Annotated in this window: 8 protein-coding genes; all 8 read left to right on the top strand. The window is 72.1% G+C overall.

Annotated features, from left to right (window positions below):
- On the top strand, window positions 1–225 hold a 225-nt coding region (locus AC27VN_RS26820), incomplete at its 5' end, for a rhodanese-like domain-containing protein (RefSeq protein ID WP_490878499.1).
- A 70-nt stretch (window positions 226–295) separates the two neighbouring features.
- Window positions 296–1,153, top strand: a complete 858-nt coding sequence (locus AC27VN_RS26815) for a transporter substrate-binding domain-containing protein (RefSeq protein ID WP_490878498.1) — start codon at window positions 296–298, stop codon at window positions 1,151–1,153.
- Window positions 1,154–1,288: 135 nt separating this feature from the next.
- Complete coding sequence (locus tag AC27VN_RS26810; RefSeq protein ID WP_395345981.1) at window positions 1,289–2,035, top strand: amino acid ABC transporter permease; 747 nt, start codon at window positions 1,289–1,291, stop codon at window positions 2,033–2,035.
- Entirely contained in the window at window positions 2,025–2,861 is an 837-nt protein-coding gene (locus AC27VN_RS26805; protein WP_395345980.1) for an amino acid ABC transporter permease, read from the top strand. The genes AC27VN_RS26810 and AC27VN_RS26805 overlap by 11 nt, the downstream gene beginning before the upstream one ends.
- Window positions 2,848–3,717: an amino acid ABC transporter ATP-binding protein gene (locus tag AC27VN_RS26800; RefSeq protein WP_490878497.1), complete on the top strand. Its 870-nt coding sequence runs from the start codon at window positions 2,848–2,850 to the stop codon at window positions 3,715–3,717. The genes AC27VN_RS26805 and AC27VN_RS26800 overlap by 14 nt, the downstream gene beginning before the upstream one ends.
- Before the next feature lie 16 nt (window positions 3,718–3,733).
- Complete coding sequence (locus AC27VN_RS26795; protein WP_490878496.1) at window positions 3,734–4,369, top strand: cysteine dioxygenase family protein; 636 nt, start codon at window positions 3,734–3,736, stop codon at window positions 4,367–4,369.
- A complete protein-coding gene (metC, locus tag AC27VN_RS26790) occupies window positions 4,366–5,634 on the top strand; it encodes a cystathionine beta-lyase (RefSeq protein WP_490878495.1) in 1,269 nt (422 codons plus the stop codon). The genes AC27VN_RS26795 and metC overlap by 4 nt, the downstream gene beginning before the upstream one ends.
- Before the next feature lie 47 nt (window positions 5,635–5,681).
- A partial coding sequence (locus tag AC27VN_RS26785; protein WP_490878494.1) for a hydantoinase/oxoprolinase family protein occupies window positions 5,682–7,517 on the top strand: 1,836 nt, incomplete at its 3' end.

Genomic DNA, 7,517 nt, shown 5'->3' with positions numbered 1-7,517 from the left:
GGACACGGCGTCGAGGCCACGCCCGTGTCGCCCGGCGATGCCGAGGCCATCGACTACCTGTTCTTCGTGCACGACCGTCACGACGGCAACCTCGACGCGGCGCGCCGCTACCTCGACTGGGAGCTGGGCCTGATCGCGCAATGCGCGAGCGACGAGCTGGCCGTGTTCCGGCCGCACGGCGAAGCGACCCGCGGCTTGCACGGAAAAGCGCATATCGATAGTTGAAGGCCTTCGTTGCGACGGCAGGCGCGGCCTCGGAAGATCGCCGCCTGCCCTGCTTCGCCCCTTTCATTCGATGACTTCCCGTCCGCGTTCGCGTTTCTCCCCCTCTTCCTCCTCCCGTTTCCCCGCCGCGGCGCTCGCGACCCTGCTCGGCCTGGCCGGCGCGGCCCATGCCGACGCCACGCTCGACCGCATCAAGCAGCGCGGCAAGGTCGCGATCGGCGTGGTGGTCAACGGCGGGCCCTTCGGCTCGATCGACCCGGCCACGCAGCAGCTCGTGGGCTGGAACCCCGACCTCGCGCGCGATCTCGCCAAGCAGCTCGGCGCCGAAGTCGAGCTGGTGCAGGTGCAGCCGGCCAACCGCGTGCAGTTCCTGCAGTCGGGCAAGGTCGACCTGCTGATCGCCTCGATGGAATACAACGCCGACCGCGGCGAGATCCTCGGCTATGCGCCGACGCCCTTCTACCGCGTGGGCGGCACGGCCGCCGTGCTCAAGACCAGCGGCATCGCCAAGTGGGAGGACCTGCGCGGCAAGACCGTGTGCGCCTCGCAGGGCAGCAGCTTCGTGAAGCCGCTGCAGGAACAGTACGGCGCCCAGGTGCGCGGCTTCAAGACCGCGCAGGAATCGCTGCTGGCGCTGCGCGGCGGCAACTGCGTGGCCGCCGTGCACGACGCCACGCTGATCCAGCCGCTGCTGCGCAGCAATCCCGAATGGGCCGCCTACGCGGCGCCGATCCGCGACGAGATCCTGCCCGCGCCCTCGGTGGTCTGGGCCCGCAAGGGCGAGGCCGACACCATCGCCGCCGTCGACAAGGTCGTCAAGCAGTGGCACCGCAGCGGCTGGCTGATCGAGACCGAGAAGCGCAACGGCATCGAGCCGCCGCAGCCGCTGCTGCCCGAGCTGCAGGCCAAGCTGCGCACCGCGCCCTGAACCCACGGCCCGGCCGCATCGCATCCTTCCGTTCGCCGTGAGCGGCGCCCTTGAACCGGCGCCGCGCCCGGCCCTTTCCGTTCGCGCCATGAAGCCACGCTCCTCCACCGACACGCCATCGTCGGCGCGCCAGCCATGAACGACGCCGGACTGCTCGCGCAGGCGGTGGCCGCGCTCAAGACCCTGGGCCTCAACTACGCCTTCGTGCTCGACGCGGGCGAGCGCCAGGCCTTTCTGCGCGGGCTGCTCGTCACCTTCGAGCTCTGCGTGCTCACCGTGCCCTGTAGCCTCGCGGCCGGCGTGGCGATCGCGGCCGCGCTGACCTCGCCGCGGCGCTGGGTCGCGCTGCCGGCGCGCGCCTTCGTGGAGCTCACGCGCAACACGCCCACGCTGGTGCAGCTCTATTGCGCCTTCCTCGTGCTCAACATGCTGATCACGCAGCAGCTCCAGGGCCTGGGCGGCAATCCGCTGACGCCCTTCGTCTGGGTGGTGATCGTGGTCGCGCTGCACAAGGGCGTGTTCCATGCCGAGGCGCTGCGCGCGGGCATCGAGGCGGTGCCGCGCGTCACGCTCGAGGCCGCGCGCTCGCTGGGCTTCTCGCAGCGTCAACTGCTGTGGCGCGTCGAGCTGCCGCTGGCGCTGCGCTTCGCGCTGCCCTCGCTGGTCAACAACCTGGTCGACCTGGTCAAGATGACCGCGGTGGCCTCGGCCATCGCCGTGGGCGACGTGACCTACGAGTCGATCATGATCTGGACGCAGCGCGACAACGTGCTCGAGCTGCTGCTGCTGATCCTGCTGTACTTCGGCCTGCTGACCTGGCTCGTGAGCCTGGCCGGGCGCTGGCTCGAGACGCGCTGGCGGATGCCCGGCTATGGCCAGTGAGATCGCCGCGGCACCGGCCGCTCCCCCGCTCGGCGCCGAAGCCGGTACCAGCCTCGTCGCGCACCTCGATCCGCGCCGCCATCCCTGGCTCGCCGCGCTGGCCGCCGTGCTGCTGCTGGTCGCGGCCTGGAGCGCCACCGGCACCACGCCCGTCGCGCTGCGCCACCTGTGGCAATGGTCGCCCACGCTGCTGCTGGGCCTGCTCACCAACGTCCAGATCAGCGTGCTCGCGATGGCGATCGGCACCGCCGTGGGGCTGCTGGTGGGCGCGCTGTCGTTCTCGCCGTTCGCGCCGGTGCGCGGGGCCACGCGCTGGTACGTGCAGTTCTTCCGCAACGCGCCGGTGCTGGTGCTGATCTATTTCACCACCTACGTGTTTCCGTTCGAGCTGCGGCTGGTGGCCTGGACCGTGCCCTTCCCCGACTGGCTCAAGGTGGTGCTGGGCCTCGCGCTGCCCACGAGCGCGGTGGTGGCCGAGATCTTCCGCGGCGCGATCCAGTCGATCCCGAGCGCGCAATGGGAGGCCGCGCAGTCGCTGGCCTTCCGGCGCGGCGAGATCTTCCGGCTGATCGTGCTGCCGCAGTGCCTGCGCCGCATGCTGCCGCCGTGGATGAACCTCTACGCGAGCATCACGATGAGCACGGCGCTGTCCTCGCTGGTCGGCGCGCACGACGTGGTCGACGCGGCCCAGGTCGCGAGCAACACGGTGGCGCGCACCGACTTCACGGTGCTGGTCTATTTCACGCTGCTCGCCGTGTTCTTCGCCTACTGCTACCCGATAGCCCGCGCCACGCGCGCGCTGGAACGCCGCCATGCCCGCCACTGAGACCGCCACTCCCCTCTCCAACACGCCCCTGGTCGCCCTGCGCGACGTGGAGCTCGCCTTCGGCGCCAACGCGGTGCTGCGCGGCATCTCCCTCGAGGTGCAGCGCGGCCAGGCGGTGTCGATCATCGGGCCCTCGGGCTCTGGCAAGTCGACCATCCTGCGCTGCATCACCGGGCTGCTGCGCCCGCAGCGCGGCGAGATCCGCGTCGGCGACACGCGCGTGGACGCGCTGCGCGCCGAGGCCGAGTTCATCGCGCTGCGCAAGCGCGTGGGCTTCGTGTTCCAGCAGTACAACCTGTTCCCGCACCTCACGGTGCTCGAGAACCTCGTGATCGCCCCCACGCGCGTGGCCGGCCGCGAGCGCGCCGCCGCCGAGCGCGAGGCGCGCGAGTTGCTCGACAAGGTGCGGCTCTCGCACAAGGCCGCGGCCTATCCGGGCGAGCTCTCGGGCGGGCAGCAGCAGCGCGTGGCGATCGCGCGCGCGCTCGCGATGCGGCCCGAGCTGATGCTGTTCGACGAGGTGACCTCGGCGCTCGACCCCGAGACCGTGGGCGAGGTGCTGACCGTGATCCGCGACCTGGTGCGCGAAGGCCTGACCTGCGTGCTGGTGACGCACGAGATGCGATTCGCCGAGGAGATCAGCGACACCGTCTACTTCACCGAGGCCGGCGTGATCGTCGAGCACGGCCCGCCCGCGCGCATCTTCCGCGCGCCCGCCAGCGATCGCACGCGCGCGTTCCTGCACCGCGCGCTCGGCGACGGCGCGCGCGACCCGTCCGACGACAGCGTGCCCGCGCGCCGGCCCGCCCCCTTCCCCGAAACGCCGCCCTTCGACCGGCTGCGCTTCGCCCTCTGACCCATCGAGGCTCCCCATGACCACATCCCAGAACGACACGACCGCCATCGCGGCGCAACGCCGCATCGCCGTCGACCAGGCCCTGGCCGACATCCGCGCCATCGCCGACGCCCAGCCACTCGACCGCGCGGTGCTCGCGCGCATCACGGCGCGGCTCGAGAAGCTCGCGGCCCACGCCGCCCTGTTCACGCGCGAGGATTTCCCGCCGCCGGCCGCCAGCGAAGGCGTGGGCGCCTCCACGCGCTACCGGCTCAACCCCGGGGACGGCGACGACGACGTGGCGCTCTACCTGAACTCGATCAATCCCGGCAAGACCTCGATCCCGCACAACCACACGACCTGGGCCACCATCGTGGCGGTCGAGGGCCAGGAGGAGAACCGCGTCTACCGCCGCACCGACGACGGCAGCGACCCTGCACGCGCGCGGCTCGAACTCGAGCGCGAGGTGACGGTACAGCCCGGCACCTCGATCGCCTTCCTGCCCGAGGACCTGCACAGCATCCACGTGATCGGCGACCGGCCGACGCTGCATTTCCATCTCTACGGCCAGCCGCTCGAGACGCTGTCGCGCCGCATCGGCGTGAACCTCGAGACCGGCGCGATCGTCAACTACAACGCGACGCAGCTGCAGCCGAGCAAGGCGGTCGCATGAGCGCTGTCAACGGCTTGAACGACGCGACCCGGCTGCTGCACGCGGGCGCGCCGCAACTGCGCGCCGGCTCGGGCCCGGTCAACGTGCCCGTGGTGCGCACGAGCACCGTGCGCTTCGAGAACACCGCGGCGCATGCCGACCATCACCACCGCCGCGCCGCGGGCGAGCGCGTGGCCTCCTACGGCCGTCATGGCCTCGACACGCACCGCGCGCTCGAGGATGCGGTGACCGCGCTCGAAGGCGGGCACCGCGCCTTCCTCACGCCTTCGGGCCTGTCGGCGATCACGCTGGTGCTGCTCGCGCTGCTGTCGCCCGGCGACCATGCGCTGGTGGCCGACGGCGTGTATGCGCCGCTGCGGCGCGTCGACAGCACCCTGCTCAAGCGGCTCAACATCACGGTCGAGTATTTCTCGCCCGCGCACGACGACCTGGCGAGCCTGCTGCGGCCGAACACGCGGCTGGTCTACCTCGAGTCGCCGACCTCGCTGCTCTACGAGGTGCTCGACCTGCCCGCGCTCAGCAAGATCGCGCGCGAGCGCGGCGTGACCGTGGCCACCGACAACACCTGGAGCGGCGGCTGGTTCTACAAGCCGCTCGCGCTTGGCGCCAACATCTCGATCCAGGCCGCCACCAAGTACATCTCGGGCCATTCCGACCTGATGCAGGGCATCGTGGTGGTCGACAGCCCCGCGCTGGCCGCGAAGCTGCTGAGCGCGCACGAGGCACTGGGCCTGACCATCGGCGCCGACGATGCCTACCTGGCGCTGCGCGGCCTGCGCACGCTGCCGGTACGGCTGGCGCAGCACCAGCGCAATGCCACCGAGGTCGCGCGCTTCCTGCAGCAACAGGCGCAGGTCGGCCGCGTGTATTACCCGGCGCTGCCCGAGGACCCGGGCCATGCGCTGTGGCGGCGCGACTTCAGCGGCGCGAGCGGCCTGGTGTCCTTCGCGTTCCGCGATGCCACCGCCGCCGAGGCCGATGCCTTCGTCGACGCGCTCACGCTGTTCGGCATCGGCGCCTCGTGGGGCGGCTACGAGAGCCTGGCGCTCGCGGCCCAGCCCGAGCGGCTGCGCGAACACCGCCAATGGCAGGGCAACGCGCCGGTGGTGCGGCTGCACGTCGGCCTCGAGGATCCGGGCGACCTGGTGGCCGACCTGGCGCGGGCCTTCGCAAAGGCGACGCCGACCGCGACCGCTCCCGCACCCGAGCCGGCCCCCGCCGCGGCGCCGTTCCGTGAATTGAGCGCAGGCGCGCACCTGCTCTGAGTCTTTCCTTCCTCTCCCGTTCTTCCCGCTTCTCCCGTACCGCCGCCATGTCCTCGCACTCCTCCTCCCCCACCGTCCCCGTCATCGACCCCCGCGTGCGCGTGGCGGTCGACGTCGGCGGCACCTTCACCGACATCGTGCTGCTGCGCGGCGAGCGCAAGCACACCGTGAAGGTGCTCACCACGCCGGCCGCGCCCGAGCAGGCCGTGTTCGACGGCGTGGCGGAAGTGCTGCAGCAGGCCGGCGCGGCCTGGGCCGACGTCGACCTGCTGATCCTCGGCACCACGCTGGCCACCAATGCGCTGATCGAGCGCAAGGGCGCGCCCACGGCGCTGCTGACCACGCACGGCTTCCGCGACCTGGTCGAGATCGGGCTGGAGGACCGCTTCGCGCAGTACGACGTGTTCCTCGACAAGCCGGCGCCGCTGGTGCCGCGCCACTGGCGCCATGGCGTGGTCGAGCGCACCGACGCGGCCGGCCGCGTGGTCACGCCGCTCGACGAGGCCCAGGTGGCCGTGCTCGCGCGCCAGCTCGTGGCCGACGGCATCGAGAGCGTGGCCGTGTGCTTCCTGCACGGCTATGCGAACCCCGTGCACGAGCGCCGCGTGCGCGAGCTGCTGCGCGAGCATGCGCCGCAGCTGTGGGTGTCGCTGGCCTCCGACGTCTGCCCCGAGATCCGCGAGTACGAGCGGCTCTCGACCGTCAGCGCCAATGCCTACGTGCAGCCGCAGGTGGCCGGCTACCTGCGCCGGCTGCAGGAAGGCGCGCGCGAACGCGGCCTGAAGGCCGAGCCCTTCCTCATGACCTCGGGCGGCGCCATCACCACGCTGCAGGCCGGCATCGACGAGCCGGTGCGGCTGGTCGAGTCAGGCCCCGCGGGCGGCGCGGTGCTCGCGCGCCAGGTGGCCGAGCAGATCGGCGCCACGCGCGCGCTCTCGTTCGACATGGGCGGCACCACGGCCAAGATCTGCTTCATCGACGACTACCAGCCGCAACTGAGCCGCAGCTTCGAGTTCGGCCGCGTGCATCGCCATCTCAAGGGCTCGGGCCTGCCGATCCGCATCCCGGTGATCGAGATGGTGGAGATCGGCGCCGGTGGCGGCTCGATCGCGCGCGTCAACCACCTGGGCGTGGTGCAGGTCGGCCCCGACAGCGCGGGCTCCTCGCCCGGCCCGGCCGCCTACGGCCTGGGCGGCGAGCAGCCGACCGTGACCGACGCGCATACCGCGCTCGGCGCGATCGACCCGGCGCGCTTCGCCGTCGGCAAGGTACGGCTCGATCCGCAGCGCGCGCGTGCCGCGCTGCTGCAGGGCGTGGCGGCGCAGACCGGGCTCGAGGTCGAGGCGGCCGCGCAGGCGGTGGTCGAGATCGTGACCGAGAACATGGCCAACGCGGCGCGCGTGCATGCCTCGGAGCTCGGCAAGGTGGCCGAGGAGAGCACGCTGATCGCCTTCGGCGGCGCGGCGCCGCTGCATGCGGCGTTGCTGGCGCGCAAGCTCGGCATCGCGCGGCTGGTGATCCCGAACTCGGCCGGCGTGGGCTCGGCGCTGGGCTTCCTTTGGGCGCCGGTGGCCTACCAGACGGTGCGCAGCCTGCACCAGCGGCTCGACCGCATCGACCATGCGGCCGTGGGCCGGCTGCTCGACGAGCTCACCGCCACCGCCGACGACGTGGTGCTGCGCGCCGCGCCCGGCGCGCCGCTGGTGCGCCAGCGCGTGGTGTTCATGCGCTATGCGGGCCAGGGCCACGAGATCCCGGTCGAGCTGCCCGAAGGCGCGTTCGACGCGGCCGCCAGCGCCGCGCTGCACCAGCGCTTCGAGGCGCGCTATGCCGCGCTCTACGGCCGCAGCCTGCCGCACATCGCGGCCGAGGCCGTGAGCTGG

The organism is Variovorax sp. 20P10.2.4 (genome assembly GCF_058244205.1).
The sequence above is the reverse complement of the archived record's forward strand: the minus strand, read 5'-3'. Positions and strand labels throughout refer to the sequence as shown.